Below are 26,222 nucleotides of genomic sequence, written 5' to 3' on the forward strand. Positions count from 1 at the left end.
GTGAAACGGATTGCTCATCTTAATTTCGCCAAGGGTTTTCGCGGCGGCGAACGTCAGACCATGCTGCTGGTTGAGACACTGGCTGCACGGGGTTATTCACAGAAGCTGTTTGTCCGGCACGGTTCTGAGCTGGCAGAACGGTGCCGTTCGGTACCGGGGCTGACCATAATTGCTTTGAGTAAGCCATATATTGCCGGCTGGCGGGCGTTACGGGATACCGATTTGCTGCATGCCCATGAAACCAAGGGCGCTCAGGTTGCCTGTCTGATGAATTGTCTGTTCGGGGTGAAATACATTGTCACCCGTCGGGTAGATAACACGATTAAAGATAACTTCTTTACCCGGATGATGTACGCCCGGGCCAGCAGAAGCGTGGCGCTGTCTTCGATCATCCGGGATATGATTCTGGAGCGTTCTCCAGATGCACAGGTGGATGTTATTCCCAGTGCGGCAACTCACTTTTCTCTTAATCCGGATCAGGTGGCTGTTCTGCGTGAACGCTTTGCCGGTCGTTACCTGATAGGTAATATCGGTGAACTTGATAATACTCATAAAGGTCAGAAGTATCTTATAGAAGCCTTTAAGGAACTGCCAAAAGACGTGCCTTACAGCCTGATTTTGCTGGGAAAAGGGAAGGATGAAGAGGCTTACCGGCAGCAGGCGGAAGGAATGGAAAACATTATTTTTGAAGGCTATGTGAATAATGTCGGTGACTATATAGCCTGCATGGATCTGTTTGTATTTCCTTCGCAGAATGAAGGCCTGGGGTCTGTATTGCTGGATGTGATGGAACAAAAAGTGCCCGTCATTGCTTCGGATGTCGGGGGTATTCCTGATCTGGTTACACATGAAAAGACCGGGTTACTGGTGCCGCCGGGGGATTCCCGGGGGCTGAATCAGGCAATCCAGCGCCTTCAGGGAGATGAAGCGTTGTCCGGTTTACTGGCTGAGCAGGCTCACAAGCAGTTACCGTTATTTTCCGTCACCGCGATGGCGGATTCCTATGAGGCCCTGTACGCCCGCTGCTAGCGAAAAAACTGCAGGGCTGCCGGTGGCTGCAGGCGGCGTTTCAGTTCTTTGAAACCGTATTTTCCTTTTATAAACCGGAATATCAGGTCGGCAGATTTCACCAGATGCTGGCGGTAGATATTCCGGTAGATACTCTTCTTATTGAGTGATTCACGGGTGATCAGTGCGTCCACAAACTGCTGAATCTGAGCCGGTGTGATTTTTAGCTTATCCTGATCCCTGCTCAGGTTCTTGGCCAGCATGCTGAACATCTTGATCAGATATTTATGCTGTCGGCTGAAGATTAAGTCTTCGGTATCCAGCAGCGTTACCTGCTTACCGTCGGTAAAAAAATTGTCCGTATGAATGTCCAGATGGATCAGGCCGCATTGCAGCAAGCGGTTAACAGTGTCTTCCAGAAGGAGGAGTGTGGTTTGCGGGCCATGTGCTGCGATGTAATCGCTCATTAACTGTGTATCAGGATTCGCGGCTAAGTAATCCTCTGTAATCAGAATGCTTTCCTGCATGCCTTCAGGCGAGGTTCGTAGCAATACACTGGCCGGCTGAATGGCACTGAATCCCAGTTTCTCTAATTGTTTCAGAGTAGCCAGTTCCTGCTCAGCTTTATGCTGTTTCAGGCCCTGTTTTAATTGTAACTGATGACGGCGACGGTGTTCGCAGAAGTGTTTGATGTAATAGCTGTGGCCCTCAATGACACTCCGGTAAACATTTTTCTGAACAAATTTCAGTTCAGCGCTTGCCAGTTGTTCCGCATCCACACTCCGGCGTTCGCTGCTATAAAGTGACCGGAGCTGTGGTGCCTGGAAGTCAGGTATGCGGGCGTCAGAATGTTTCATGGCTGTTTCAGCGGCGCGTAAAGTGTGTTGTTGATCAGTCCGTTGTTGTAGTACTGAATCAGCGCTTTGGTGTAGTCGGTCAACGGTGCTTTTTTAAGGTCGTCTGCCGCAGTGCCATTGAACGGCAGTAATTCCTGCTGTGCAAAATCTTTTGAGCTGACCAGTACCTGATTCTCCCGGATCAGGTAGTACTGATTGTTTTCCTGGAAGAACGCAAAGGGTTTCTGTACCGGTGAAATCAGGCTGGTACTGAAAGGCAGCAGTTGGTCGAAGTACTTTTGCTGTAGCCCCAGGTAGTCGAGAATTGTCGCAGGAATGTCCGTGTGCTGGGCGATTCGCTGGCTGCGCTCTGGCTGAATGTGGCCGGATGGATGGTACAGGATGATTGGCACCTGATGCTGGCCCAGTGCCGTGTTGTACTTCAGTTTACTGCCTTTGGCGGTATGGTCGGCGGTAATCACGAACAGTGTATTGTCATACCAGGGCATGGTGGATGCTTTTTTGAAAAAGTTTTCCAGCGCAAAGTCGACGTACCCCAATAGCTCGTGGATGGGCAGTTCGCCCTTTTGGAACTGCCCTTCATATTGCGGCGGCATCTTATACGGATTATGCGAACTCAGGGTAAAGATACCGGCGATAAAAGGTGGCTGTAACTGGTTGATTTTATCTGCGGAGAATCTTAGGAAGGGTTCGTCATAGATGCCCCAACTGCCGTCAAAATCTGCTTCATCAGGGTATTCACTGCGGCCGTAGAAGTGTTCGAAGCCTAAGCGTTTGGTAATGGAGTCTACATACATGCTGCCATTATTGGCGCCGTGGAAGAAGGCGCTGTCGTAGCCTTCCTGCTGCAAAATATTGCCAATACCGATCAGGTTACTGCTCTGATATGACGAGCGGACATAAGGGGTTTTGGTAAAGTTGGGCAGGCCGGCAATGATTGATGGCAATGCATCAATTGAGCGGCGGCCATTGGCGTAGGCCTGGTCAAAGACCAGCCCTTTTACCATCAGAGTCTGTAAAAACGGTGCGTAATTCTGTGGGTTATCTTTCAGGTTCAGATATTCCATAGAAAAGCTTTCAAGAATGATCAGCACCACATTGTCTTTAGTCGGTGCTTTAGACTGTGTCGGCACTGCCCGGCCCAATGCCTCGTAGGCCTGCCGGTCATCGCTGAAATAGTCCACTTTATCCAGGCTGCGCTGCCGTTGTCGCATCAGCATGAAGGGTGTGTTCAGGACCAGGTTACCGACGGATGCTTCCGGCCAGGAAAAGGCGTGAATGGGCTTGAGTTGCTTAGGGCCGGTGCTGCCGCGGCCAAGTGCTGCTGTAACCAGCACCAGAATCAGGCAGTAAGTAAAGCGTAAATACCAGCGACTGTTGCTTTTCGTTCTGCCGAGGGCCGGTTGCAGGAAATACTGGCTGGCGATCAGGATTACCAGCCCGATGACGATCATGTACCAGTACTGCATCATTAGCTGGACGGTCTGATCCTGCAGATCGCTGGCAAAGCTCAGAACTTCCATGCCAGACCGGCGGCCGGTAAACGGAAAATAGACACTGTCCATCAGGTTCAGGGCGATGACCAGCAAGCTGGCGAACAGAAGGTAAGCCCGGCTGCTGAACAGCAATAGCTTGTTCCAGCGGAACACATACATGGGCATGGCAACCAACAGCCATGGGCTCAGCAGAAGCATGATGCTGACAAGGTCAAAGCGAATGCCGTGAACAAATGCCAGGGCGATATTTTCAAAACTGCTCAGGGCAAATGTGTCCTGGTTAAGCAGGTAAAAGCACAGCCGCAGAAAACCGGACAACAGTGTCAGACCAAACACTGAAATTAAAAAAATACGGGGCAGGGACGGATGGTTCTGTGCGGTGTCCCGGAAGGTATTGTCGGTAAATAATTTCATCATGTTTACTTGTAGAGTTTTGACTTGCCGTCAGGCTGGGTTTTAAACCGTTTATGGACCCACATGTACTGGCTGGGAGCCTTACGGATACTGGACTCCAGCGCTTCATTGATCAGCCTGGCGTCCTCTGTTTCATCCCCTGAAGGAAAGTTTTCAACCCGGCTTACTTCCAGGGTGTAGCCTTTATCATCAGGGTTTCTCAGGCAGCTCAGCAGTAACAGTGGTGAGCTGTTTAATCTGGCAATTTTGGTTGTTGCGGTAATGGTTGCCGCAGTTTGCCCGAAAAAGGGGACAAAGACTTTATCTTTACTGGTGATGTCCTGATCCGGTGCGTACCAGATGCAGTTGTTTTTACGCATATGGCGTAACATCAGCCGGGTTTTAGAACGTTCCAGCGGCTCACTGAACCGTTGCCGGCCATTGAAAAAAAACATTTCCAGTAAGGGGTTGTTGTGTTTCCGGTAGAGGGTACTCACCGGGCGGCCATAGAATGAAAATAACAGGCCACACAGGTCTATATGTGAGTAATGTCCGCCCATCAGAATGACGCCGTTATTGTGAGACAGTGCCTCATCCAGAATATCGGCGCCTTTCAGGGTGGTGATGCTGCGGAAAAACTTCTCTGAACCCCAGTAAGCCCAGGCCATTTCGATCAGGCCGATGCCGTTGTTCTGAAAGACTTCACGGACCATCTGCTGTTGCTGGCGTTCGTCTAACTCTTTAAAGCACAGGCGGATATTAACTTCCGTGATGTGCCTTCTTTTCGGCAGAATTCTGTACAGCAGGTTACCCATGCCGCGTCCCAGGGTAATACCTGCAGAGAACGGTAACAGAGCGGTGATTCGCAGCAGGCCGATCATCAGCCAGACTGGCCAGTACTTAGGGGCTAAAAAATTGCGCCAGGTTAGTTCTTTGTTATCCACAAACCACTCAGTTACTGTAAAATTGGCAAATCAAAAGGTCCACTATTATAAAGTTGGCCTGTCAATAACACTAGTACGTGCCGGTTTTTTGGCCGATACGTCAGTTTTTATGAGTGAAGGATTAGCCCGTTGGCGAATAAACAGAGTGGCCTTGGAATTTATCTGCGCTTGCTTAGCTACATTAAGCCTTACCTTTGGGCTTTTATACTGAGTGTTTTTGGATTCCTGATTTATGCGGGTACCCAGACCGCTGCAGCAAAGTGGCTGGAAGTCTTTGTCGATGCCATCGAAAATGGTCAGTACGAATACCGTGGCTATCTGGCTGGGGGGATTCTGCTGGTATTTCTTGTCCGGGGGATCGGGGCATTTCTGGGTAACTACGGTCTGACCTACGTGGCGCGCTATGTGGTGCATTTTCTCCGTCGTGATCTGTTTAACCGCCTGCTGGTATTGCCAAGCAGCTTTTACCACCAGAACTCTTCCAGCGATTTACTGGCCAGGTTGACCTATAACGTCGAGCAGGTGACCGGGGCAGCCACTAACGCCCTGAAGATTGCTATCCGGGAAGGTCTGACAGTCGTTGGCCTGTTCGGCTATATGCTGTATCTCAACTGGAAACTGACGCTGTTATTTGTGGTGATAGGCCCGGTGGTTGGCGCAGTGGTGGGGTATGCTTCGAAGCGCATGCGCCGCATCAGTAAGAATGTTCAGGGCAGTGTGGGTGACATTACTGCCTCTGCGGCGGAAGCCATTAAAGGTTATCAGGTGGTGCGTATTTTTGGTGGCACCGAGTCGGAAAAGAAGCGCTTTGAAAAGGCCAGCCAGCGTAACCGTCAGCAGTTTATGAAGATGGTTGTGACCCAGTCGGTAACCACGCCTATCGTACAGATGCTGGTTGCCGGTGTTATTGCAATTCTTACTTTTCTGGCGATGGAGCCGAGCCTGGTGGAGCAAATGAGCACCGGCCAGTTTATTGCATTTATATCTGCCGCTTCTCTGATGGCGAAGCCGATCCGGCAGTTAACCGAGATTAATGCAACGGTACAGAAAGGTCTGGCGGCAGCGCACAGTCTGTTTGAGGTCATTGATACCGATGCAGAAAAAGATACCGGGCAGCATTCGGTGGAGCGTATCGACGGCCGGATTACTTTTAAGGGCCTGGGGTTCAGATACGAAGAAAGCGCCAGAGATATTCTGCAGAATATAAATCTGGATATTCAGCCGGGTGAAACCATTGCCCTGGTCGGTAAGTCCGGCAGCGGTAAAACCACACTGGCTAACCTGTTACCGCGTTTTTATGATCAGACCAGCGGTGAGCTACTGATTGATAATGTTGCTATCGGTGACATTCCTCTCATGGATTTACGGCGTCAGATTGCCCTGGTGAACCAGCAGGTTGTGTTGTTTGAAGGGACGATCGCACAAAATATTGCTTATGGCTCCCTTGCCGAGCATTCGGAAGAGGCTGTGCTGGCCGCAGCTGAAGCGGCCCATGTACTGGAGTTTGCCCGGAATCTGCCGGATGGCCTGGATACGATGATCGGCGAAAACGGCATGCTGCTGTCCGGTGGTCAGCGACAGCGAATCGCGATTGCCCGGGCCATTCTGAAAGATGCACCGATTCTGATTCTTGATGAGGCGACATCAGCTTTGGATACCCAGTCGGAAAGGCATATTCAGGATGCGCTGGAAAACGTCATGCGAGGGCGCACGACGCTGGTGATTGCACACCGTTTATCGACGATTGAAACCGCGGACCGTATTTTGGTGATGGATGCCGGCCAGGTTATCGAGCAGGGCTCACACCGGGAACTGCTGGCGCAGGCCGGGGTCTATGCAAAGCTGCACAGTATGCAGTTCAGCGAACAACAGCAAACGGTGGCGCAAGACAGCCATTCAGATCAGTTTACACAAGGTGAAAATTCATGAAGTTTGTAATGCCTCGTTTTGATAAGGCACAGGTGTTGGTAGTAGGGGATCTCATGCTGGACCGCTACTGGCATGGCCCAACGTCACGGATTTCTCCGGAAGCACCGGTACCGGTGGTAAAAGTTGAACAGAATGAAGACCGTCCCGGAGGGGCGGCTAACGTGGCGCTGAATATCTCAGCACTGGGCGCCGGTGTATCACTGATTGGCCTGGTGGGTGAAGATGAGGCTGGCAGCGCGTTGGAAACTCAGCTGACGTCTGCGCGGGTTAACTGTCAGTTCTGTGTCAGCAGCAATGAACCTACCATTACCAAACTCAGGGTAATGAGCCGTCATCAGCAACTGATCCGGCTGGATTTTGAAGAGCCGTTTGCGGCGGATTACAGCGAAGCTTTACAGCAACAGGCAGATACGTTGCTGAGTAATGTCGGTGTGATGATCCTTTCCGATTACAACAAGGGCACCCTGAGTGATCCTCAGGCACTGATCGCGCAGGCCAAAGCGGCTGGTGTGCCGGTGCTGGTGGACCCTAAAGGCAGTAACTTTGACCGTTACCGCGGCGCCACCCTGCTCACGCCGAACCTGAGTGAATTCGAAGGGGTTGTGGGAGCCTGTGCATCTGAACAGGAGCTGGTGAATAAGGCGCAGCAACTGATTGAACATCTGGAACTCGAGGCCTTGCTGGTTACCCGGAGCGAACAAGGGATGACCCTGATCCGTGCCGGGCAGGGTGAAGTACACTTTCCCGCCCGTGCCAGAGAAGTCTTTGATGTGACCGGTGCCGGTGACACGGTTATCTCTACGCTGGCCAGTGCGCTGGCGGCGGGAGAGCCGCTGGAAGTAGCAACCGGGCTGGCAAATATGGCGGCCAGCATTGTGGTCGGTAAGCTGGGTACGGCTGCAATCAGTGCACCGGAACTGCGCCGGACGGTGAACCGTGAGCTGGGGGCGGAACGGGGTGTGGTCAGTGATGAACAGTTACTGGTTGCGCTGGATGATGCCCGCGCCAGCGGCGAGAAGATTGTTTTCACCAATGGTTGTTTTGATATTTTGCATGCCGGACATGTGGGCTATCTGAAGCAGGCCCGGGCGCAGGGTGACCGGCTGGTACTGGCGATTAACGATGATGATTCAGTTAAGCGTCTCAAAGGTGAAGGCCGGCCGATTAATCCGGTGGAGCGGCGTAAGGCCGTATTGGCCGGACTGGAAGCGGTCGACTGGGTGGTCAGCTTTAATGAAGATACCCCTGAACGTCTGCTGGAGCAGGTGCGCCCGGATGTGCTGGTGAAAGGCGGTGATTACGGCATTGAAGGGGTTGTTGGCGGTGAATTTGTACGCAGTTATGGTGGCGAAGTGAAGGTGCTGTCATTTCTGGATAACTGTTCCACAACAGCCATTGTTGAAAAAATTCAGAATAGCGACGACTGATTCTGTAAGCCCTGATGGGCAAATACTTCACTGAGACGGGTGTTGGCGGGTGTTGCTTCTGACTGATAACGCCCGTCAATAAACTTGCCCAACTCATGTATCTGCCGGTTGTGCAGTTTTGCCAGCCACAGCTCCTGATTCAGGACCACATCCAGCTGTTCGGTTTCCCAGTTATATTCTTCTTCCGCGTGGAGCAGAGATAGCTGGGTATCCGGTAGCCGGCTCACTTCTAACGGATAAACCAGTTGTGCCGAGCAGGTCTGGCTGTGGATATACAGCATTGGATTGCCGGGCAGCAAATGTTCGTTCATGTAGATATCTGTCTGAGGTAAATGTAGCGGATTCCAGGGGCTGCTCTGCAGTTCCAGTAGCACTTCACTGCAATAGTTCAGCTCTTTATAGGGCGTCGCCAGCAGATCATTATTCAGGCGACAACGGGCAAAGGCCGGGCCGTTTTCCAGTAAACACTCTTCGGCGATTTCCTGTGCCAGCGTCAGGTAGGGATTGTGCAGCTGCTCATCGGGTATGTAACCGGAAGGCAGTTTCAGTTGCCAGTGGTCATCTTTGAATTGGCGAACCAGAACCAGATAGTCGGTGTTATCTGTTCGGAGGTGGATTTGTGCAGACACCCCCAGGTTTGCGAACCTTCCGGGAATATGGCTCTGACAGGGTTTACGCAGTTTTTGCAGGGCCTTGAAGTTAATGCGTTCGCCGACAGGGGTGATGTTAATGCCGTGGCGGTAGGGCGTCAGTTCAACTGAACGGGTATGGAACTGCCGGGGATCTTTGTGAGTAATGATCATTGCCGGCGCTCCTTTTGTGCAAAAAAGTATCAGGTCAGATTATTTATACCATGGTTTCTATGGCGCGTTTGACTGCAGCGACGTTTTTTTGCAGATGATCGGGGTTGATTGTACCCACTATGGCACTGTGTACCCCGGGATGACGGAAAATAAAGTTAAAACTGGCCTGTACCGGGTCTTCGCCTTCATTCAGGCAAAGGTGGCCTGACGCCAGGGCTTTTTTGATCAGAATGCCTTTGTGATGCTGGTGAGCATAATCAAGCACGGGAGCTTCATCTGGCTGGTTCAGGTTGTAGGTTACCATGGCACAGTCCGAGCGTTTCAGGGTTTCAATGCCCCCTTCCACGGTTTTTCCTGACATTCCCCCCGCGCGAATTTTTCCTTCAGCCTTGAGATCATTCAGGACATCCAGCGCCCCAAACTCGTTGATGATCTGCATATCATTGCCATCAGAGTGGATCAGCAGGATATCGATATAATCCGTTTCCAGCCGGCGTAAACTGCGTTCCACACTGCTGCGGATATGTTCCGGCGTAAAAATATAGGCAGACTCGCCGGTAGTATTATCAAACTCTTCGCCGGCTTTACTGCAGATAACCCAATGGTCCCGCTGGCCGCGTAACAGCGGGCCAAGCCGGGTTTCACTGGTGCCATAAGCCGGTGCGGTATCAATCAGGTTAATGCCGAGATCCCTGCAAAGGGCCAGCAGGTCGGTGACTTGCCGGTCATCGGGTATGGTGAATCCGTTAGGGTATTTAACTCCCTGATCACGGCCAATTTTAACGGTACCCAGCCCCACTGGGCTGATGTCCAGATCGGTACCTGCCAGTCTGGTTTTGATCAAAACAATGTCTCCCATACCGGTGCGGCTACCTGAGGAGCGGGTAGCGGAATATCTGTTTCTGCTGCTGCTGGTTTAATACCCTGTTCGGTAAGCAGGTTAAGTACCTGATCACTCATATCCGGTGCCAGTGCCAGCTTGGTTGGCCAGCCGATGATGCCATTGGCAACTGGCTGGGCAAAGGCGCTGTCCGGACGGGTCAGGGCTGACTGTCTGGGTTCGGCCCGGTTAATGCGCAGAGTGCCCCAGCGGGCGTCTGGCAGTTCAATCCAGGGCAGTAAGTCCTGTAACAGCTTTTTAGCATAGCTGATTTGTGCTTCTTCGGAGCGTTGCACGCCGGTTTCTGCCAGATCTCCTCCCAAGTACCAGGCCTGTTCGCCATTGTCGGTGGGGTGGCTGGTAATGGTCACCAGCGGTTTGCTGCCCGCGCCGATGCAGTGGGCAAAGACCGGCAGGTTGGCACTGTGTCGTACAATGACCATGTGCAATGGCCGGCGCTGCATTTCCGGCTGACTGACCTGCCACTCATTCAGCAGGTCTTCGCTGCCTTCACCGGCAGTCAGAATATAGCGCTGTGCGGTCAGGCGAAGCTGTTTTGAAGATAGCTCAAGAGCTTCAATTTCGCCGTTGTCGCGGATGATATTCAGGTCATTCTTGTCAACTTTGAAAATGTGTTCAGCATGGGGAGTACTGAGGGCCCGGATAACACTGGGTACATTCAGAACCAGTTCGTTCAGTTTGTAGAGGCTGCCACGGAATTGTTTGTGCTGAAATACCTGTGGCCTCTCTTGCGGGCTGATGTCGTCTACCCGGCCCTTCAGAGCTTTACTGGCAAAAAAGGTCGTCATCTTTGAGGCCAGTGAGCCTTTGGACCAGAGGTAATGTGCTTCGGAGAGCACCTCGGCAGAGCTGAGGTCGACTTCACCGTTACCCTGCAGACATTGCTTCCAGCGGGCAGGCATATCTGCAATGGCATTAGCTGCCTGGGTCAGGGCGCCGTTGAGGGCATATTTAGTGCCGCCGTGGATAATGCCCTGGGAGCGGATGCTCTGCCCGCCGCCGAGCTCATCTGTTTCCAGTAAAACTGCCTGATAGCCCTGTGTCCGGAGACGGTTTAATAACCAGAGGCCGGCAATGCCGCCGCCCAGTATGATCAGATCTGTGTGAATGGTCTGCATGATGTCGCTAAGTGAAGTCTGTTATGGCGATGATTATATCTGCTTTTTTGTAGCTGAAGGTAGCTCTGCCCGGCGGCCGTGCACTGTTTAATTCTGCCGGGGCTGATAGAATCTGACCTCTTTGGTTGTTGTCAGTTGCATGTGATGGGGTATTACTGAGTTTATGCTACGTGTTTTATACAGTTTGGTGCTTTATCTGCTGACACCGGTCATTCTGTTACAGCTCTGGCGCAGGGGAGGAAAATCTCCCGCATACCGGCAACGCTGGGGGGAGCGGTTCGGTTATTACCCGGCTGATATAAAGGTGCCGCAGTCACCTTTATGGATTCACAGTGTTTCCGTTGGGGAAACCATCGCCATCGCCCCCATGGTCGAGCGTATTCTGGCGGAGTATCCGCAGATGCCGGTGCTGATGACGACGATGACACCGACCGGCAGTGAGCGGGTCACGTCGATGTTTGGTGGCCGGGTCACCCATGTTTACTGTCCTTATGATTTGCCAGGGGCGCTGGCCCGTTTTCACCGGCGTTTTAATCCCCGTGCCTGTGTGATTGTAGAAACAGAGCTGTGGCCGAATCTGATTCATAGCTGTTATCAGAATAAGGTGCCGGTGCTGGTGGCAAATGCCCGTTTGTCGGCCCGTTCAGCAAAAGGTTATCAGCGCTTTAGCAGTCTGACCCGGACAATGCTGGATAAGCTGACGGTAATTGCTGCACAAAATGCCGTGGATGGTGAACGCTTTTTGTCGCTGGGGCTGGCGGAAGAAAAGTTACAGGTGACCGGCAGTATTAAGTTTGATATCGAAATTGATCACAGCAAAACCGAACTGGGAAATCAGTTACGCAGTCATTGGGGGGGGCAGCGTCCGGTCTGGGCGGCGGCCAGTACCCATGATGATGAACACCGTCAGATAATCGCCGTTCATCAGGCCTTGCTGAAAGTGTTTCCGACGTTAATGCTGGTGCTGGTACCCCGTCATCCGGAGCAGTTTGCTGTAGCCGGGGATCAGGCGGAAGCCGCCGGGCTGAACGTGTGCCGGCGCAGCAGCGGTGATATCCCTGATGCAACCACTCAGGTGTTTGTGGGGGATACATTAGGTGAAATGCTGGGCTTCTGTGCGGCGTCGGACATTGTTTTTGTCGGCGGCAGTCTGATTGAACGTGGCGGTCATAACCCGCTGGAACCGGCGCTGCTGTCACGGCCGGTGCTGGTCGGGCCGCATTACTTTAACTTCCTGCAGATTACCGATCAGCTGGCTGAAGCCGGCGGTCTGAATGTGGTGGCGGATGAACAGGCACTGGAATCACGCCTCAAAGCGTTATTGGAGGATACGGTTCAGGCCGGTGATATGGGCGCAAAAGGAAAGGCGTATCTGGATGCCAACCGCGGCGCGCTCGACAGATTATTAGCGCTGGTTACCGGATTGTAGTTTCCAGCGCTGTACGGGTCAGATTTCTGTGCTGACCCGGTCCATTTCTTCGCACAGCCAGTGGCCCACAAAAATATGGGCTTCCTGAATCCGTGCAGTTTCATTGCAGGGAACGCACAGGCAGTGGTCAGCAATATCCTTTAATTCTCCGCCAGTGGCGCCGGTCCAGGCCCAGCAGGTGGCTCCGATACCCTGTGCGGCTTTAATGGCGTCAATGATGTTAGCGCTGTTGCCTGATGTGGAAATTCCGATGACCAGATCCTTTGGCTGACACAGGGCCTGCATCTGACGGGTAAATACCGTACTGAAGTCATAGTCGTTGGAGTGTGCGGTCAGGATGGAGGTGTCGGTTGTCAGGGCAATGGCCGCCAACGGCCGGCGCTCTGCTTTATAACGAACCACAAACTCTGCTGCCAGATGCTGGCTGTCCGCCGCACTGCCACCGTTGCCCATGAAAATCAGTTTGCCGCCAGCTTCAAATGTGGCGGTGATATGTTCCGCAAGCAGTTCGGTATCCGCCTGAATGCTATCCAGCTTGTTAAACAGTTCCTGATGACGTTGCAGAGCATTGCTGAAAGACATGTGTTATTCCGTTCAGATATCAAATTCAAAAGTTTCGCCGGCCTGTTCGGCAAACACGCTGTTCAGCACTGCCTGCAGGGTTTCACCGTCACTGTCGCGTATCCAGGTCTGCCTGTCTTCAGCATAGTCGAAATGAAAACCGCCGCTGCGGGCTGCCAGCCAAAGCTGAGTAACCGGGGTCTGGCGGGTAAAAATAATCTGCGTCTGGTTTTCACAGATAACGGTTAACACACCGCCGTTATTTTCATAATCCAGATCCGTGCTGGCTTCATCCAGCGCTTCTTCTATGGCGACAAACGTATCGTCGACGCGCTGATTAAATTCGGACTCATTCATAATGGATATTTACCTGGCATTGTAAGGTGGGCCGATTATATACAGATGCTCTGTTGAGAGCGATTATTATTCCAAGAGTTCCCTCAGGTTCGGTCAGCTTTGCTCTGTGGCCAGATAACGGTTTCGTCCGGCGGCTTTGGCGGCCAGCAACTGCTCATCTGCCAGCTGAACCAGTTCGTAAGGCGACGGGTCATGCGCCTTAGCAGAAGTAGCAATGCCGATACTGACCGTGATGTCACAGATCTTGTCGTCATCCCTGTGCGGGTTTTCATCACGCAGTAGCTGCTGCAAATTTTCAGCAACCCTGATGGCACCGTTCATGGGGGTTTCCGGCAACAGCAGGATAAATTCTTCCCCGCCATAGCGGAATGCCATGTCTGCCGGGCGGTTGACCGATTTAGCGATCAGTTTCGCAGTGGCACGTAAACAGTTATCCCCGGCCAGATGGCCGTGTTTGTCGTTGTAACGTTTAAAGTGATCAATATCGATGATCAGAACTGACAGCGGTCTTTTCGCCCGGGTAACCCGCAACCATTCGAGTTCCAGAAGGTGTTCAAATTCCCGGCGGTTATACAGCTGGGTCAGATGATCCCGGTTAGACAGTTGCTGATACTGATCAGCAAGCTGTTTCAGGGAAATAAGACGACGACTTCTTGCTGAGAATACTTCCGCCTGTAACTCCGGGTGCAGGTAGTCGCTGTAACACAGGCGGTAACTGAGTGCTTCCGTTGCGGAAATATAACCTGTGTCCAGAAATACCACGGACAGTTGCTGCAGATTGCGCTGCTGAATCAGTTCTATACAGGCGAGGTTGGCTTCACTGTCCGGCGTACCGGTGAGTAATACCAGGTCAAGGCTTTCCGGGCTGTTTAGGTGATCGGCAAGCTGCTGGTAACTGCCCATTACCCGGATGTCGTATTCGTTACGCAGCGGTTCGATAAAGTGCCAATGTTCAGATAATGATCCCAGCAGAGCGATGATCGGCCGGGGTTTAAAGCTGCAACTGGCAACCTCGCAGGAGAGCATCTTCTCGTTGCCACTCAGGTAAGCCAGTATTTCAGTGACACTGGACAGGCCCAGCATGGCCCGGCTGTTATGGTGCTGTAAAATCGGAATACGTCGCTGAAAGACGGGGTCTTCCCAGCCCGCCTGCCATTCCCGGAGCAATGCTTCGCGCTGCGCAAGGTTATAGTTCTGTATCTCGCTGGCAGTCAGGCCACATTCGCTAAGCAGCGCCAGTAAAACCTGCTCCTGAGCAATATCCCGGCCCTGTTGCCACAGTGCCCGGTAAACCGCGAGGCGGAAGGCAGGTACTTTTTCCGGGTGTAACAACTCAAGGCTGGCGGCAAGCTGGTTAGCACGCCGGGTATTGGAGCGTATCGGTGGCAGTGCTATGTGTATTTCAGGGGCCCGGTGCCGGACGGTGGCAACTTCGCTGGCCAGTTCAACTTGTTCATCCAGCGTGAATTCCCGGATCTGCGCATCAGGTGCGTGTTCAATTAACTTCCAGCGTACGTCAGTGAGCCAGTCATGGGCGGCGAGGTGTTCGTGGAGTGCGTAGCAAAACGGACAGTTAAAATCACCGTAAACGGTATTTTGTACAGGGTCTTTCATAAAAATCTGTCTCGCGACTACAGCTATGATACGGCTTCATCTTAGAGCGGAGTGGATGCCGGCTGCAAGCTGCTGTGCTGCAATTGGGGTGGCAGAGTGGAAATTTGCACCTGCAGAGGGGGGATGCAGTACTTTTCTGGTGTAGCTGTGGGTATAATCGTCCGTTATTTGTGCGCAAGGCCGGAATAACAGGTGAAATCTGTTTCAGGTTCCGGGGCGGCGTGAAGGAAGACTAATCACCAGAGAGATATCTGACGATGAAACATTGCTGGGTTGCTGTGTTTATCAGTTGTATTTTACTGGCAGGCTGTGGTCAGAAAGGGCCGCTGTATCTGCCGGATGAGGCTCCGCAGACGGAGCAAAACTAAATTTTTTTGCGTGGCTACACGCAAGCAGCAGAAGTAGAAAAACAAGATGGATAACTTCGAATACCGAAACGGTGCCTTATTTGCAGAAGATGTAGCAGTCAGTGCCATTGCTGAAGAGTTCGGCACCCCTGCCTACATTTATTCCCGTGACGCGCTGGAACGTGCTTATCTGGCATATGCCGAGGCACTTGAAGGCCGTGACGCGCTGGTGTGTTATGCGGTGAAAGCGAACTCAAATATCGCCGTGCTGAACGTACTGGCCCGGTTGGGTGCTGGCTTTGATATTGTTTCGGAAGGTGAGCTGGAGCGGGTGCTTCAGGCTGGCGGGCAGGCGGATAAGATTGTTTTCTCCGGTGTTGCCAAGCGTGAGTCTGAGATGCGCCGTGCACTGGAAGTCGGTATTCATTGTTTTAATATCGAGTCGGAAGCTGAACTGGATCGCCTGAACAGCGTTGCTGAACAGATGGGCAAGGTTGCACCGATCTCTCTACGGGTTAATCCGGATGTGGATGCGGGCACCCACCCGTATATTTCCACCGGCCTGAAAGACAATAAGTTTGGTGTTGCCATTGAAGATGCTGCCCGCATTTATGCCTATGCCAACAGCCTGAGCCACCTGAGTATTCAGGGGCTGGATTGCCATATCGGATCACAGCTGACAGAAACCGCGCCGTTTATCGATGCGCTGGACCGTCTGCTGGTGCTGATCGATGCACTGGCGGAGCAGGGGATTACGATTCAGCACCTTGATCTGGGTGGTGGTCTGGGTGTGTGTTACACCGATGAAGTGCCGCCTACGCCACAATCATATATTGCAGAAGTACTGGCGAAACTGGGTGACCGTCCGCTGAAACTGATTTTTGAGCCGGGTCGTTCCATTGCTGCTAATGCAGGTATTCTGGTCACTAAGGTCGAGTTTCTGAAGTGCGCAGAGCATAAGAACTTTGCGATCATTGATGCAGCGATGAACGATATGATCCGCCCTTCTCTGTACAGTGCGTACATGGATATTATTCCTGCGCAGGTACGTGAAGAGGGTGAAAGCCGCGTATATGATCTGGTAGGCCCGGTATGTGAAACCGGAGATTTCCTGGGTAAAGAACGGACGCTGAATATTCAGCCGGGGGATTTGCTGGCGGTTTGTTCTGCAGGCGCATATGGTTTTACTATGAGCTCTAATTACAACAGCCGGAACCGTGCGGTAGAAGTGATGGTTGATGATAACCACAGCCATGTGATCCGTCAGCGTGAAACTCTGGCCGATCAGTTACGGGGCGAACAGTTACTGCCTTAACGGCTGTATGTCACCGGTTTGCTGTTGCCCGGCCAGAGCCGGGCAGTTACACCAAGTAAGAGAACACTATGTTAGTCCGATTTACAAAAATGCACGGCCTGGGAAATGACTTTCTGGTGCTGGATATGGTAACCCAGAAGATCAGGCTGAATTCTGCACTGGTAGCAAAGCTGGCTGACCGTAATTTCGGTGTGGGCTTCGATCAGTTACTGATTGTTGAGCCGCCGAGCAATCCTGATATGGACTTCCGTTATCGCATCTATAATGCGGATGGCAGCGAAGTAGAGCATTGTGGCAATGGTGCACGCTGCTTCGCCAAATTTGTACGGGATAAGCGCTTAACTGCTAAAGACCGGATTGCAGTGGAAACCCAGAAAGGTGAAATTTACCTGACGGTCACTGAAAATCAGGACGTTGAAGTGGATATGGGCGCGCCGGTTCTGGCTCCCCGGGAAGTACCCTTTCAGTCTGATGAACAGGCTGCTGTGTATCAAGTAGAAGCTGCCGGTGCTGTGCATGAAATCAGTGCCGTTTCCATGGGAAATCCCCACGGTGTGCTGGTGGTCGATTCGGTTGATACTGCACCGGTTGAAACACTGGGACCTGTTCTGGAGGCACATGCTGATTTTCCGGCCAAAGCGAACATTGGCTTTATGGAAGTGGTTGCCCGTGATGAAGTGCGTTTAAGGGTTTTCGAACGGGGCGCAGGAGAAACCCTTGCCTGCGGAACCGGTGCCTGTGCAGCCGTGGTGGCAGGACAGCTACGTGGCCTGCTGGATGAAACAGTTAAAGTGCATTTACCCGGTGGCAGCCTGAGTATTTCCTGGCAGGGTAATAATTCTTCGGTAATGATGACCGGACCGGCAACAACGGTATTTGAAGGGCAGATTTATTTATGACAGCTGATGCAGTTGAGGTTCAGAACGAAGTTTCTGAACAGCAGGTAATTGATTATCTGAAACAGCACCCGGATTTTTTTACCGGCAATGAGAATTTGCTGGAGAAACTTTACGTGCCTCATCAGCGCGGTAACACGGTTTCTCTGGTTGAGCGGCAGACGTCACTGTTACGGGAAAAAAACCGTGAACTGTACGACTACCTGAGTGATCTGGTGGGCGTTGCCCGGGAAAATGAAATTCAGTTCAAGAAAACCAAAAAAATGGTGGTTTCTTTGCTGGAAGCCGAAACCCTGGACGATGTGGCTGTAGCGGTAGAAGAATGTCTGTGTGAAGAGTTCCACAGTGATACTACCGCGTTACTGCTGTTCGGCCCTGCCCGTGATGATGTGAATAACCTGCGTATTATGCCCCGGGAAGACGCTGCTGTTGTTGAGGCGCTGGCGAACAGCTCTCAGACCAGCTGCGGTAACCTGACTGAACTGCAGAATGAGCTGCTGTTTAAGGAACATGCCTTCAAAGTGAAGTCGGCGGCTGCGGTGCCTCTGGTGAAGGGTGAGACCATCGGTCTGCTGGCGATTGGCAGTTATGACAGCGAATATTTCCAGAGTAATCAGGGCACCCTGTTTCTGGATTATATCGGTCAGGTGCTGAGCCGGGTTGTTTCACATATCTTACGCCGGTCCGAGGACTGAGTTTGACGGCTGAGCTGCCGGATCAGGCACGGTCAGGTTTTTTTGCTTATCTGAGTGCTGAACGGCAGCTGTCGCCTCATACGCTGAATAATTATCGGCGTGACCTGCAAAGGCTGTGGGAATACCTGCAGTCGCAACAGATTTTCAGCTTCAATGAATCCCCGTGGCATGAAGTGCTACCTCAGCATATCCGGGGCTTTGTTGCCACCGCACATCATCAGGGGCTGGGCGGAAAAAGCATCCAGCGCGCCCTGTCAGCGACCCGGACTTTTTATAAATATCTGCACCGGGAAGGGCTGGCAACGGCTGATCCTGCTGCTGGTATCCGTGCCCCGAAAAGCCCGAAGCGTTTACCCAAAACCCTGGATCCGGACCAGCTTACCGGCTTACTTGATAAACCGTTAGGGAATGATCCCCTGAGCTGCAGGGACCATGCTATGGTGGAGCTGCTGTATTCGTCAGGTATGCGATTAGCTGAGCTGGTGAGTCTGGATGTTTATGATCTGGATTTTCAGGATGCCAGTCTGCGGGTCACCGGTAAGGGACGTAAAGAGCGGTTGTTGCCTATTGGCCGTAAGGCGATGGATGCATTAGAGCGCTGGCTGGCATGTCGTGATAAGCTGGCCAGACCGGACGAAATGGCTGTTTTTGTCAGTCAGCGGGGCCGGCGAATATCGGCTCGCAGCGTGCAGTTGCGGCTGGCACGCTGGGGGGATTACCAAGGCAGTGATAGCCGGGTATACCCGCACCGTCTGCGGCACTCGTTTGCCAGTGATATGCTGGCCTCCAGTGGTGATCTGAGGGCGGTGCAGGAATTACTGGGGCATTCTGATATTGCGACCACTCAGGTATATACCCATTTGGATTTTCAGCATCTGCTGGATGTTTATGATCAGGCGCATCCACGGGCAAAACGTCAGTCAGCCCGAAAAAAACACAAACAGGACAGCAATGATTAAATGTATTACTTTCGACCTGGATGACACCCTCTGGGCAGTCGATCCGGTCATCACCCATGCTAACAACACGCTGTATGGCTGGCTGGATGAGCACGCCCCCGAATTTACCCGGCAGCACACCGTCAGTGACTTTCCTGCCCTGCGCGAGCAAGTGCTGGAAGCCTATCCTGAAACCGCCCACAGCGTAACCCTGATTCGTTTACGGCAGCTTGAAATTGGTCTGCGGCAGGCCGGTTACGGTGAGGCGGAAATAGAAAAGCTTGTGCCCCGGGCGTTTGATATATTTCTTGCAGCCCGAAATGAAGTGACTTTCTTTCCCCATGTGAAGGATATGCTCAGTGCGCTGAAACAAGAAGATTACCGGATCGGTGCTCTGAGCAACGGTAACGCCGAGGTTGGCCGGGTCGGGCTGGGTGAATGGTTTGATTTCGCGCTGAATGCGCATATGGTTGGTCATGAAAAACCACACCCTGCGATGTTTGAAAAAATGCTTGCCAGTGAACAGCTGAAACCGGCTGAAGTGATTCATATTGGTGATAATCCTGATCATGATGTGGCCGGAGCCCAGCAACTTGGAATTCGGACAATTTGGGTAAATTTACAGCAACAGGCCCATAAAACAGGTGAAACTGCTGATCAGGTGGTAACCTGTTTAAGTGAGGTGTTTGATGCGGTTGCCGCGATCCGTGCCCGCGGGTAAGGCACGCGGGTAGCCGGAAATAAAAGGGATACTTATGTCAGGCCAGTTACGTAACCAGATAAACATGACCTACGATTCGGCGGAAGATCGGATCCTGATCAGGGCGACCGATCAGGGCAGGGAGTACCGTGCCTGGTGGACGCGCCGGTTAGCGCTGCGCATGAGTAATCTGTTCGTTGAACAGGAATTCCCAACCGAGAACAGCGACAGTCATCTTGCACCGGATCAGCGTCAGGTGCTGGGTGATATGGAAAAACAGGGCGCCATTCAGAGTGCTGACTTTGATACGCCCTTTGAAGAGGCTGCCATTGATCATTATCCGCTGGGTGAGGACGGTATTCTGATTCAGCGTATCGATGTGAAAATTGATGGTAAGGTGGTGAAGCTGGTGATGTTACCGGCGGACGGCGAAGGGTTGACCCTGACCCTGCCACCCAGCCAGCGTTATTCGTTTGAACATATGTTGCATCAGGTTATGCAGGCGGCGGACTGGCATTTGGCGGCAACGCTGCCGGCAACGGAACCGGTTGATATCATTACCCATTAAAACAAAGACCGGTCTCGGTTTTCTGCTGTATAACCGATAAATACTTCCTGTTTCAGCAAGGTACGGCTATGCGTCATATTCATAAACACAGTTTACAGGTGGCGGATCTCGCCCGCAGTGCAGCGTTTTATCAAAACTGTCTGGGCATGACCCTCGTGAGTGAGTATCAGCAACAGGGGCAGCGTTGTTGTCTGCTGGGGTATGTCAGGGATTTGGAAAGTACGCCGCCTACTTTGCTTGAGTTGATTGAAACTGAGGGCTTTCAACGTTTGCCCGGCACGTTACCGGCCGGTTACTGGAAAATTGCCCTGGCGGTTGCCGATGTGGATGTTGCCCGTGAATGCCTGACTGAAAAAGGCATTGAAGTAACGCCGGCCCGTCAGGTGCCTGATGTTGCTTATCTGTGTCACCTGAATGATCCCGACGGCCATTGCGTTGAACTGATTCAGCATGACTTTGAAGCTAATCATCAACCCTGCAAAAGAGATGACCTCTATGCGCTGGGCGGCGAAGCGGTGTTCTCACTGATTACATACCGGGTGAAAAATCCTCAGGCCAGTGTGGCATTTTATGAGCAGCTGGGGATGCGTTTGCTGTCCCGTCAGGATGTCGAGTTTGCCGGTTTTACCCTGTACTTCCTCGGTTACAGTGATGAGGCTTTGCCTGAAGATGATATCTGCGCGGTGGGTAACCGTGAGTGGCTCTGGCAACGGCCTTATACAATGATTGAACTACAGCATAACTGGGGCACGGAGCAGCAGGATGCATTTGCTTATGATGTCTCTGCCGATACCGGATTTGTAGGGATTGAACTGGTTACGAATGAGGCCGAACTGCTGGCACTGACAGATCAGACTGCGGCGGAAGCGCCGGTGTGTTTCGATCCGGATGGCTACCGGATAGACGTACGGCAGATCTGTGTCGAGTAAAAAATCAGGGCCGCTATAGACTAAAGTCTTCTCACAGCAATGGTGTGCTTCTGAAAGAATAGAACGCCTGAAAGTATGTGAAAATAATAATAACGGTGGCTTGTGTGGGTAAGATTTTTCTCTGGATCAGCGCGGTACTTCTGGTGGTTTATACCATGAAAACCCAATACCTGACGTCTACTACCTGGCAGCCTTTTAAAGATGCCTGTATGACTTCTGAGGGGGCTACCGATGCCCAGTGCAGTTGTCTGGCGGATTATGTCCATAAGCACTTCAGTGACCGTGAAGTACAGCAGATAATGAACCAGACGGTGACTGATCCCGCCATGCAGCAGAAGATAGAAGGCATTGTGCGGGTCGGGTCAAAGCAGTGCCTTAATCCTTAATATCTGAGCCTTTATACCTGGCTGTTAGCAGCCTTGCTGAAGCCGGTCACGGACCATGTAGAGTGCGGCGATTGTGCGGGCTTCAGAAAAGTCATCCCGGGCAAACAGTTCATCCAGCTGCGCCAGCGGCCAGCGGACCACTTCCATTTCTTCCGGCTCATCTCCTTCCAGCCTGCACGGGTACAGATCCCGGGCCAGTACTGTCGTGATTTTGTGGCCCATATAGTTGGGGGCGGATGTCATTTCTTTGATGCTGATAATGTCACGGGCACCAAAGCCGGCTTCTTCCTTAAGCTCCCGGTCGGCGGCAATAATGGCATCCTCACCCGGATCAATCAGGCCTTTTGGCAGGGTAAGCAGATAATCCTCAACGCCCACTGCGTACTCTTTGATCAGGATAATATTATCCTCATCATCAAGGGCAACGATCATGACCGCGCCATTGCCCCGGACGGCCAGACGTTCATAGGTGCGTTCCACGCCGTTTGAAAAACGTAAATCAACCGCTTCTACTTTGAATAACCGGCTCTGGGAGGGGTGGCTGATCTTCAATATTTCAGGCTTTACGGGCATACTCTTGCGCTTCCTTAATGGTACCGGGGCTGCCCGGGTACTTCGTGAGTGAGCTATGGTGGATTATACTGATAGCTGCTGGCAACAATATTAACTCTCTGGCTGTAACTTTCCTATGGATTGGCAAAATATAGATACCGTGCTGTTGGATATGGACGGCACCTTGCTGGATCTGCACTTTGATACCTATTTCTGGCTTGAACATGTACCCATGCGTTATGCCCAGCTGCATCAGGCTGATGCTGCAGAAACCCGGGCATGGCTGCTGAAGCGCCTGCGCGAAGAGCGGGGTACGTTAAACTGGTACTGTCTTGATTACTGGAGCAGTGAGCTGAAGATTAATATCGCAGAGCTTAAACAGGAAGTACGGGAAAAAATCGCTTTCCGGCCCCATGTGAAAGACTTTCTGGCCCATTTGCGGGCCCGGCAGATGCGTACGCTGATTGTGACCAATGCCCACCGTGACGGACTGAATCTGAAGCTGCAGGAAACCGGTCTGGATAAGCTGGTGGACGATATTATCGTTTCCCATGATTTCCGCCTGCCGAAAGAAGATCCGCAGTTCTGGCATGAAATGCAAAAGGTTGAACCTTTTAATCCGGCCACGACTTTGCTGGTGGATGATAGCCTGCCAGTGTTGGAGTCTGCCCGCCAATACGGCATTGGTTACCTGCTGAGTATTTATCAGCCGGACAGCCAGCAACCGAAACGCGAAATTGATGATTTCGCTGCTATCCATCATTTTGACGAGATTATCCGTGGCTAAGCAAACAACAGGAAACAGTAAAGGGGCGTCTGAAAAAGGTGCCGGGGCGAAAGTTCGTCTGGATAAATGGCTGTGGGCAGCACGTTTCTTTAAAACCCGGGCGATAGCCAAGCAGGCTGTTGAAGGGGGTAAAGTTCATTATGAAGGTCAGCGCGCTAAGTGCAGCCGGATTGTCGAAGTGGGCGCTGAGCTGGTGATTCGCCAGGGCTTTGACGAGAAAACCGTTGTCATTGTGGATATCTCCGAACAGCGCCGTGGCGCGCCGGAAGCACAGAAGCTTTACAGTGAAACACCGGACAGTGTGGCAAAGCGGGAACTGACCGCAGAACAGCGCAAAGCGATGCGTGGCAATCTTGGCCCTGACGTCCGGCCGAATAAACGTGACCGCCGGCGAATTATGCAGTTTAAGGATCAGTAGCCGGACATTTTTCGTACAGTTATGTGTTAGAATGCCGCTCTTATTTTTTCTGCTGCCAGTAATCCGTCCGGTGATTGCAAGACGTCAGCTTTACTATCGTATGTTTGTTTGAGAGTAACATGAGCAATCCAGATCAGATCCAACGGGTTCTTTTTGATAACGCCGATATCCGCTGTGTTGTGGCCGGTGTTGAAGCTTCATTTCAGGAAGCGATGCAGCGGCACGGCTATCCGCAGGTTATCCGGAATGTACTGGGTGAAATGATGGCGGCGGTAAGCCTGCTGAGTGCGACCCTGAAGTTTGAAGGACGTTTGTCCCTGCAGGCTCAGGGTAACCACAGTGTGAAAGCGCTGATGGCTGAGTGTAATCACCAGCGTGATCTGCGTGCCATTGCCCGGTTTGAAGGTGAGCTGCCGGAAGAAGCTGATCTGAAAGAGCTGATTCAGGACGGTCAGTTGGTCATTACGATTGAGCCGGAAGGTGGCAAGCGCTATCAGGGTGTGGTGCCGCTGGAAGGTGACCATCTGAGCCAGTGTCTGGAAACGTACTTCTCCCGTTCTGAGCAACTGCCAACCCAGATTCATCTGGCCACCGGTGAAGATAAAGCGGCCGGTTTCCTGATTCAGGTGATGCCGGTTGAGGGCGACCGGGAAGATCAGTGGGAACATTTCAGTCAGCTGGCGGCGACGTTAAGCGACGATGAGCTGCTGAATCTGGATAATGAGACTATTTTACGACGTCTTTTCCATGAAGAAGAATGCCGGTTATATGAACCGGAACTGTTACAGTTCAACTGTGACTGTTCCCGTGAGCGAACCGGCCATGCGCTGCAATATCTGACCCAGGATGAGCTGGAAGATATCATCCGCGAAGAAGGCAAGATCGAAGTTAACTGTCAGTTCTGCAACGAAAACTATCAGTTTGATCAGGCCGATATCACGCAAATGTTTTCTGCCACAGCGAATGTGAAGCCTTCTGATCAGGTGCACTGACAGCTCAGTCAGCTTATACCGGGATGTGAAAACTCATCCCGTAAAAGCTGACAGAAAGCGACTAATGGACCTGTTAATAAGCAAATAGGAATGGCTCTCAGTCATAGTTTTTCAGAGTCTTTTTTGACATAATACGCGTCCTATAAAAAATAAGATCCGCCCGAGAGTGTCCGAGGTGGACGAAACCGTTTTACTCCTCTGTGCATGGGGGTAGTTGGTTGTAAAAACAACTGATTGCGCACGGAGACGAATAACTTTCCAGGTAATTATTTTTTTTGGCTGAAGGCCAAGGGAATCCAATAATGAGCAAAGACACCGTGAACACTGTACACGTCAATATGAGCCCGGCTCAGTTAGTAGAACGAGCTATTCAGCGGGGAGAAGGTACCCTGGCTGATACTGGTGCTCTGGTCGTAAAGACTGGCAAGCGTACAGGCCGCTCACCGATGGATCGTTTCATCGTTGATGAACCCAGCACTTCTGATGCAATCCAGTGGGGCCCGATTAACCGTCCGTTCGACGCCGACAAGTTCGACGCACTGTGGAACCGTGTGGAAGAGCATCTGGCCGAACGCGAACACTTCGTTTCTACTGTTCACGTAGGTTCTGATCCTAATCACTATCTGCCAGTGAAAATGAGCACCGAGACTGCCTGGCAGAACCTGTTTGGCCAGAACCTGTTCATTCGTCCGGAAGAGTACAACCCGAAAGCGAAAGAAGAGTGGCAAATCTTCAACGCTGCAGGCTTTGAATGTGTGCCTGAGCGCGATGGTACTAACAGCGAAGGCTGTGTGATCATCAACTTTGCCAAGCGTAAAGTTCTGCTGGCCGGTATGCGTTACGCCGGTGAAATGAAGAAGGCAATGTTCTCTGTTCAGAACTTCCTGCTGCCGGAAAAAGACGTGCTGCCAATGCACTGTTCTGCCAACATCGGCGACGACGGCAGCACTACCCTGTTCTTCGGTCTGTCCGGTACCGGTAAAACTACCCTGTCGGCTGACCCGTCCCGTTACCTGATCGGTGATGATGAGCACGGCTGGGGCAAAGGTGTGGTATTCAACCTGGAAGGTGGTTGCTACGCGAAGACCATCAACCTGAGCCAGAAAAACGAGCCAATCATCTGGGATGCAATCCGTTTCGGCGCTATCGTTGAAAATGTTGCCCTGAATGAATCCCGTGTTGCTGATTACGCAGATACCAGCCTGACTGAAAACGGCCGTTGCGCTTACCCGCTGAAGCACGTTGAAAAGCGCTCTGCTACCAACATGGGTGGCGAGCCGAAGTCTATCGTATTCCTGACCTGTGACCTGACTGGCGTACTGCCACCGGTGTCTATCCTGTCTAAAGAAGCAGCTGCTTACCACTTCCTGTCCGGTTATACCGCACTGGTTGGTTCTACTGAAATGGGTTCAGGCGGTGGCATTAAGTCTACCTTCTCTACCTGCTTCGGTGCGCCGTTCTTCCCACGTCCTGCCAGCGAATATGCAGACCTGCTGATCAAGCGTATCGAAGAGTTCGACAGTCAGGTATACCTGGTTAACACCGGCTGGACCGGCGGTGCTTACGGCGTTGGTAGCCGTTTCAGCATTCCGACGACCCGCGGCATTATCAGCGCCATCCAGAATGGCGAACTGGCTGGCGTAGAAACTGAACACCTGGAAGGCATCAACCTGACAATTCCTAAGGATGTACCGGGCGTTGATAACGCTCTGCTGAATCCTCGTGAGACCTGGGAAGATAAGGGTGCATACGATGCAACTGCCAATGATCTGATCGGTCAGTTCACTGCAAACTTCGAGAAGTTTGACGGTGTATCTGAAGCGATCATTCTGGCAGGTCCTCAGCGTTAATTCGCTGCTGAT

At 52.1% G+C, this 26,222-nt stretch carries 27 protein-coding genes; 17 read left to right on the plus strand and 10 right to left on the minus strand.

Features of this window, described 5'->3' with window-relative positions; translation table 11 throughout:
* Positions 1–1,029, plus strand: a complete 1,029-nt coding sequence (locus JYB63_RS09535) for a glycosyltransferase family 4 protein (protein WP_336510869.1) — start codon at positions 1–3, stop codon at positions 1,027–1,029.
* Here the strand turns inward: JYB63_RS09535 and JYB63_RS09540 are convergent.
* From JYB63_RS09540 to JYB63_RS09550, 3 genes are read right to left on the minus strand one after another with little or no spacing between them, the layout of a single operon-like run.
* Positions 1,026–1,865: a lipopolysaccharide kinase InaA family protein gene (locus JYB63_RS09540; protein WP_205657626.1), complete on the minus strand. Its 840-nt coding sequence runs from the start codon at positions 1,863–1,865 to the stop codon at positions 1,026–1,028. The two genes, JYB63_RS09535 and JYB63_RS09540, sit on opposite strands and share 4 nt — an antisense overlap.
* Positions 1,862–3,778 (minus strand): LTA synthase family protein, encoded by a 1,917-nt coding sequence (locus tag JYB63_RS09545; RefSeq protein WP_205657627.1) that lies wholly within the window; start codon positions 3,776–3,778, stop codon positions 1,862–1,864. The genes JYB63_RS09540 and JYB63_RS09545 overlap by 4 nt, the downstream gene beginning before the upstream one ends.
* 2 nt (positions 3,779–3,780) lie before the next feature.
* Positions 3,781–4,698 carry an LpxL/LpxP family acyltransferase gene (locus JYB63_RS09550; protein ID WP_336510870.1) on the minus strand — a complete coding sequence of 306 codons (918 nt, stop codon included), beginning with the start codon at positions 4,696–4,698 and terminating at the stop codon, positions 3,781–3,783.
* 129 nt (positions 4,699–4,827) lie between these two features.
* On the opposite strand from JYB63_RS09550, the gene msbA reads away from it, so the two are divergent.
* Both msbA and hldE read left to right on the plus strand, forming a co-directional pair.
* Positions 4,828–6,627, plus strand: a complete 1,800-nt coding sequence (msbA, locus tag JYB63_RS09555) for a lipid A export permease/ATP-binding protein MsbA (RefSeq protein WP_207758338.1) — start codon at positions 4,828–4,830, stop codon at positions 6,625–6,627.
* Positions 6,624–8,054, plus strand: a complete 1,431-nt coding sequence (hldE, locus tag JYB63_RS09560; RefSeq protein ID WP_205657628.1) for a bifunctional D-glycero-beta-D-manno-heptose-7-phosphate kinase/D-glycero-beta-D-manno-heptose 1-phosphate adenylyltransferase HldE — start codon at positions 6,624–6,626, stop codon at positions 8,052–8,054. Before msbA ends, hldE begins: the two co-directional genes overlap by 4 nt.
* Here the strand turns inward: hldE and JYB63_RS09565 are convergent.
* From JYB63_RS09565 to JYB63_RS09575, 3 genes are read right to left on the minus strand one after another with little or no spacing between them, the layout of a single operon-like run.
* Positions 8,036–8,857: a hypothetical protein gene (locus JYB63_RS09565; RefSeq protein WP_205657629.1), complete on the minus strand. Its 822-nt coding sequence runs from the start codon at positions 8,855–8,857 to the stop codon at positions 8,036–8,038. The genes hldE and JYB63_RS09565 overlap by 19 nt on opposite strands.
* Positions 8,858–8,900: 43 nt before the next feature.
* Positions 8,901–9,716 (minus strand): aldo/keto reductase, encoded by an 816-nt coding sequence (locus JYB63_RS09570; RefSeq protein ID WP_205657630.1) that lies wholly within the window; start codon positions 9,714–9,716, stop codon positions 8,901–8,903.
* The gene (locus JYB63_RS09575; RefSeq protein ID WP_205657631.1) at positions 9,698–10,876 is read right to left on the minus strand and encodes an FAD-dependent oxidoreductase; all 1,179 of its coding nucleotides are present in this window, start codon (positions 10,874–10,876) and stop codon (positions 9,698–9,700) included. The genes JYB63_RS09570 and JYB63_RS09575 overlap by 19 nt, the downstream gene beginning before the upstream one ends.
* A 163-nt stretch (positions 10,877–11,039) precedes the next feature.
* On the opposite strand from JYB63_RS09575, the gene waaA reads away from it, so the two are divergent.
* Positions 11,040–12,305: a lipid IV(A) 3-deoxy-D-manno-octulosonic acid transferase gene (gene waaA / locus JYB63_RS09580; RefSeq protein WP_205657632.1), complete on the plus strand. Its 1,266-nt coding sequence runs from the start codon at positions 11,040–11,042 to the stop codon at positions 12,303–12,305.
* Between the two features lie 18 nt (positions 12,306–12,323).
* Here waaA and JYB63_RS09585 read toward each other — a convergent pair whose 3' ends face one another.
* From JYB63_RS09585 to JYB63_RS09595, 3 genes are all read right to left on the minus strand, one after another.
* Positions 12,324–12,887, minus strand: coding sequence for a D-sedoheptulose-7-phosphate isomerase (locus JYB63_RS09585; protein ID WP_205657633.1), 564 nt, complete (start codon positions 12,885–12,887; stop codon positions 12,324–12,326).
* 12 nt (positions 12,888–12,899) lie between these two features.
* Complete coding sequence (gene cyaY / locus JYB63_RS09590; RefSeq protein WP_205657634.1) at positions 12,900–13,223, minus strand: iron donor protein CyaY; 324 nt, start codon at positions 13,221–13,223, stop codon at positions 12,900–12,902.
* 93 nt (positions 13,224–13,316) lie between these two features.
* A complete protein-coding gene (locus tag JYB63_RS09595; RefSeq protein ID WP_205657635.1) occupies positions 13,317–14,837 on the minus strand; it encodes a diguanylate cyclase in 1,521 nt (506 codons plus the stop codon).
* A 257-nt stretch (positions 14,838–15,094) separates the two neighbouring features.
* Between JYB63_RS09595 and lptM the strand changes: the two genes are divergently transcribed.
* From lptM to JYB63_RS09640, 9 genes are all read left to right on the plus strand, one after another.
* Positions 15,095–15,205 carry an LPS translocon maturation chaperone LptM gene (gene lptM / locus JYB63_RS09600; protein WP_205657636.1) on the plus strand — a complete coding sequence of 37 codons (111 nt, stop codon included), beginning with the start codon at positions 15,095–15,097 and terminating at the stop codon, positions 15,203–15,205.
* 46 nt (positions 15,206–15,251) lie between these two features.
* Entirely contained in the window at positions 15,252–16,499 is a 1,248-nt protein-coding gene (lysA, locus tag JYB63_RS09605; protein WP_205657637.1) for a diaminopimelate decarboxylase, read from the plus strand.
* A 68-nt stretch (positions 16,500–16,567) separates the two neighbouring features.
* Positions 16,568–17,398, plus strand: coding sequence for a diaminopimelate epimerase (gene dapF, locus JYB63_RS09610; RefSeq protein ID WP_205657638.1), 831 nt, complete (start codon positions 16,568–16,570; stop codon positions 17,396–17,398).
* Positions 17,395–18,090 (plus strand): DUF484 family protein, encoded by a 696-nt coding sequence (locus JYB63_RS09615; protein WP_205657639.1) that lies wholly within the window; start codon positions 17,395–17,397, stop codon positions 18,088–18,090. The genes dapF and JYB63_RS09615 overlap by 4 nt, the downstream gene beginning before the upstream one ends.
* A gap of 2 nt (positions 18,091–18,092) precedes the next feature.
* Complete coding sequence (gene xerC / locus JYB63_RS09620) at positions 18,093–19,049, plus strand: tyrosine recombinase XerC (protein WP_205657640.1); 957 nt, start codon at positions 18,093–18,095, stop codon at positions 19,047–19,049.
* Positions 19,042–19,749 (plus strand): HAD family hydrolase, encoded by a 708-nt coding sequence (locus JYB63_RS09625; protein ID WP_205657641.1) that lies wholly within the window; start codon positions 19,042–19,044, stop codon positions 19,747–19,749. Before xerC ends, JYB63_RS09625 begins: the two co-directional genes overlap by 8 nt.
* 34 nt (positions 19,750–19,783) lie before the next feature.
* Entirely contained in the window at positions 19,784–20,296 is a 513-nt protein-coding gene (locus JYB63_RS09630; protein WP_205657642.1) for a hypothetical protein, read from the plus strand.
* 68 nt (positions 20,297–20,364) lie between these two features.
* A complete protein-coding gene (locus tag JYB63_RS09635) occupies positions 20,365–21,225 on the plus strand; it encodes a VOC family protein (RefSeq protein ID WP_205657643.1) in 861 nt (286 codons plus the stop codon).
* A 104-nt stretch (positions 21,226–21,329) separates the two neighbouring features.
* Complete coding sequence (locus tag JYB63_RS09640) at positions 21,330–21,611, plus strand: hypothetical protein (protein ID WP_205657644.1); 282 nt, start codon at positions 21,330–21,332, stop codon at positions 21,609–21,611.
* A 24-nt stretch (positions 21,612–21,635) separates the two neighbouring features.
* Here JYB63_RS09640 and nudE read toward each other — a convergent pair whose 3' ends face one another.
* A complete protein-coding gene (gene nudE, locus JYB63_RS09645) occupies positions 21,636–22,184 on the minus strand; it encodes an ADP compounds hydrolase NudE (protein ID WP_205657645.1) in 549 nt (182 codons plus the stop codon).
* A gap of 115 nt (positions 22,185–22,299) precedes the next feature.
* Here nudE and yrfG point away from each other — a divergent pair, with 115 nt between their 5' ends.
* From yrfG to JYB63_RS09665, 4 genes are all read left to right on the plus strand, one after another.
* Positions 22,300–22,950 carry a GMP/IMP nucleotidase gene (gene yrfG / locus JYB63_RS09650; RefSeq protein ID WP_205657646.1) on the plus strand — a complete coding sequence of 217 codons (651 nt, stop codon included), beginning with the start codon at positions 22,300–22,302 and terminating at the stop codon, positions 22,948–22,950.
* Positions 22,943–23,368, plus strand: a complete 426-nt coding sequence (hslR, locus tag JYB63_RS09655) for a ribosome-associated heat shock protein Hsp15 (protein ID WP_336510871.1) — start codon at positions 22,943–22,945, stop codon at positions 23,366–23,368. The genes yrfG and hslR overlap by 8 nt, the downstream gene beginning before the upstream one ends.
* Positions 23,369–23,487: 119 nt before the next feature.
* Positions 23,488–24,360, plus strand: coding sequence for an Hsp33 family molecular chaperone HslO (gene hslO / locus JYB63_RS09660; RefSeq protein ID WP_205657648.1), 873 nt, complete (start codon positions 23,488–23,490; stop codon positions 24,358–24,360).
* A 302-nt stretch (positions 24,361–24,662) separates the two neighbouring features.
* Positions 24,663–26,210, plus strand: coding sequence for a phosphoenolpyruvate carboxykinase (locus JYB63_RS09665; RefSeq protein WP_205657649.1), 1,548 nt, complete (start codon positions 24,663–24,665; stop codon positions 26,208–26,210).
* Positions 26,211–26,222: the final 12 nt, after the last annotated feature.

It is taken from the genome of Aliamphritea spongicola (assembly GCF_017051665.1).
Classification (GTDB): domain Bacteria; phylum Pseudomonadota; class Gammaproteobacteria; order Pseudomonadales; family Balneatricaceae; genus Amphritea; species Amphritea spongicola.

What these genes read in the sequence shown, in the direction of transcription:
- JYB63_RS09540 (WP_205657626.1), bottom strand. Translation starts at nt 1,865, where the DNA reads ATGAAACATTCTGACGCCCGCATACCTGACTTCCAGGCACCACAGCTC.
- JYB63_RS09545 (WP_205657627.1), bottom strand. Translation starts at nt 3,778, where the DNA reads ATGATGAAATTATTTACCGACAATACCTTCCGGGACACCGCACAGAAC.
- hldE (WP_205657628.1), top strand. Translation starts at nt 6,624, where the DNA reads ATGAAGTTTGTAATGCCTCGTTTTGATAAGGCACAGGTGTTGGTAGTA.
- JYB63_RS09565 (WP_205657629.1), bottom strand. Translation starts at nt 8,857, where the DNA reads ATGATCATTACTCACAAAGATCCCCGGCAGTTCCATACCCGTTCAGTT.
- JYB63_RS09570 (WP_205657630.1), bottom strand. Translation starts at nt 9,716, where the DNA reads ATGGGAGACATTGTTTTGATCAAAACCAGACTGGCAGGTACCGATCTG.
- JYB63_RS09575 (WP_205657631.1), bottom strand. Translation starts at nt 10,876, where the DNA reads ATGCAGACCATTCACACAGATCTGATCATACTGGGCGGCGGCATTGCC.
- waaA (WP_205657632.1), top strand. Translation starts at nt 11,040, where the DNA reads ATGCTACGTGTTTTATACAGTTTGGTGCTTTATCTGCTGACACCGGTC.
- JYB63_RS09585 (WP_205657633.1), bottom strand. Translation starts at nt 12,887, where the DNA reads ATGTCTTTCAGCAATGCTCTGCAACGTCATCAGGAACTGTTTAACAAG.
- cyaY (WP_205657634.1), bottom strand. Translation starts at nt 13,223, where the DNA reads ATGAATGAGTCCGAATTTAATCAGCGCGTCGACGATACGTTTGTCGCC.
- JYB63_RS09595 (WP_205657635.1), bottom strand. Translation starts at nt 14,837, where the DNA reads ATGAAAGACCCTGTACAAAATACCGTTTACGGTGATTTTAACTGTCCG.
- lptM (WP_205657636.1), top strand. Translation starts at nt 15,095, where the DNA reads ATGAAACATTGCTGGGTTGCTGTGTTTATCAGTTGTATTTTACTGGCA.
- lysA (WP_205657637.1), top strand. Translation starts at nt 15,252, where the DNA reads ATGGATAACTTCGAATACCGAAACGGTGCCTTATTTGCAGAAGATGTA.
- dapF (WP_205657638.1), top strand. Translation starts at nt 16,568, where the DNA reads ATGTTAGTCCGATTTACAAAAATGCACGGCCTGGGAAATGACTTTCTG.
- JYB63_RS09615 (WP_205657639.1), top strand. Translation starts at nt 17,395, where the DNA reads ATGACAGCTGATGCAGTTGAGGTTCAGAACGAAGTTTCTGAACAGCAG.
- JYB63_RS09625 (WP_205657641.1), top strand. Translation starts at nt 19,042, where the DNA reads ATGATTAAATGTATTACTTTCGACCTGGATGACACCCTCTGGGCAGTC.
- JYB63_RS09630 (WP_205657642.1), top strand. Translation starts at nt 19,784, where the DNA reads ATGTCAGGCCAGTTACGTAACCAGATAAACATGACCTACGATTCGGCG.
- JYB63_RS09635 (WP_205657643.1), top strand. Translation starts at nt 20,365, where the DNA reads ATGCGTCATATTCATAAACACAGTTTACAGGTGGCGGATCTCGCCCGC.
- nudE (WP_205657645.1), bottom strand. Translation starts at nt 22,184, where the DNA reads ATGCCCGTAAAGCCTGAAATATTGAAGATCAGCCACCCCTCCCAGAGC.
- yrfG (WP_205657646.1), top strand. Translation starts at nt 22,300, where the DNA reads ATGGATTGGCAAAATATAGATACCGTGCTGTTGGATATGGACGGCACC.
- hslO (WP_205657648.1), top strand. Translation starts at nt 23,488, where the DNA reads ATGAGCAATCCAGATCAGATCCAACGGGTTCTTTTTGATAACGCCGAT.
- JYB63_RS09665 (WP_205657649.1), top strand. Translation starts at nt 24,663, where the DNA reads ATGAGCAAAGACACCGTGAACACTGTACACGTCAATATGAGCCCGGCT.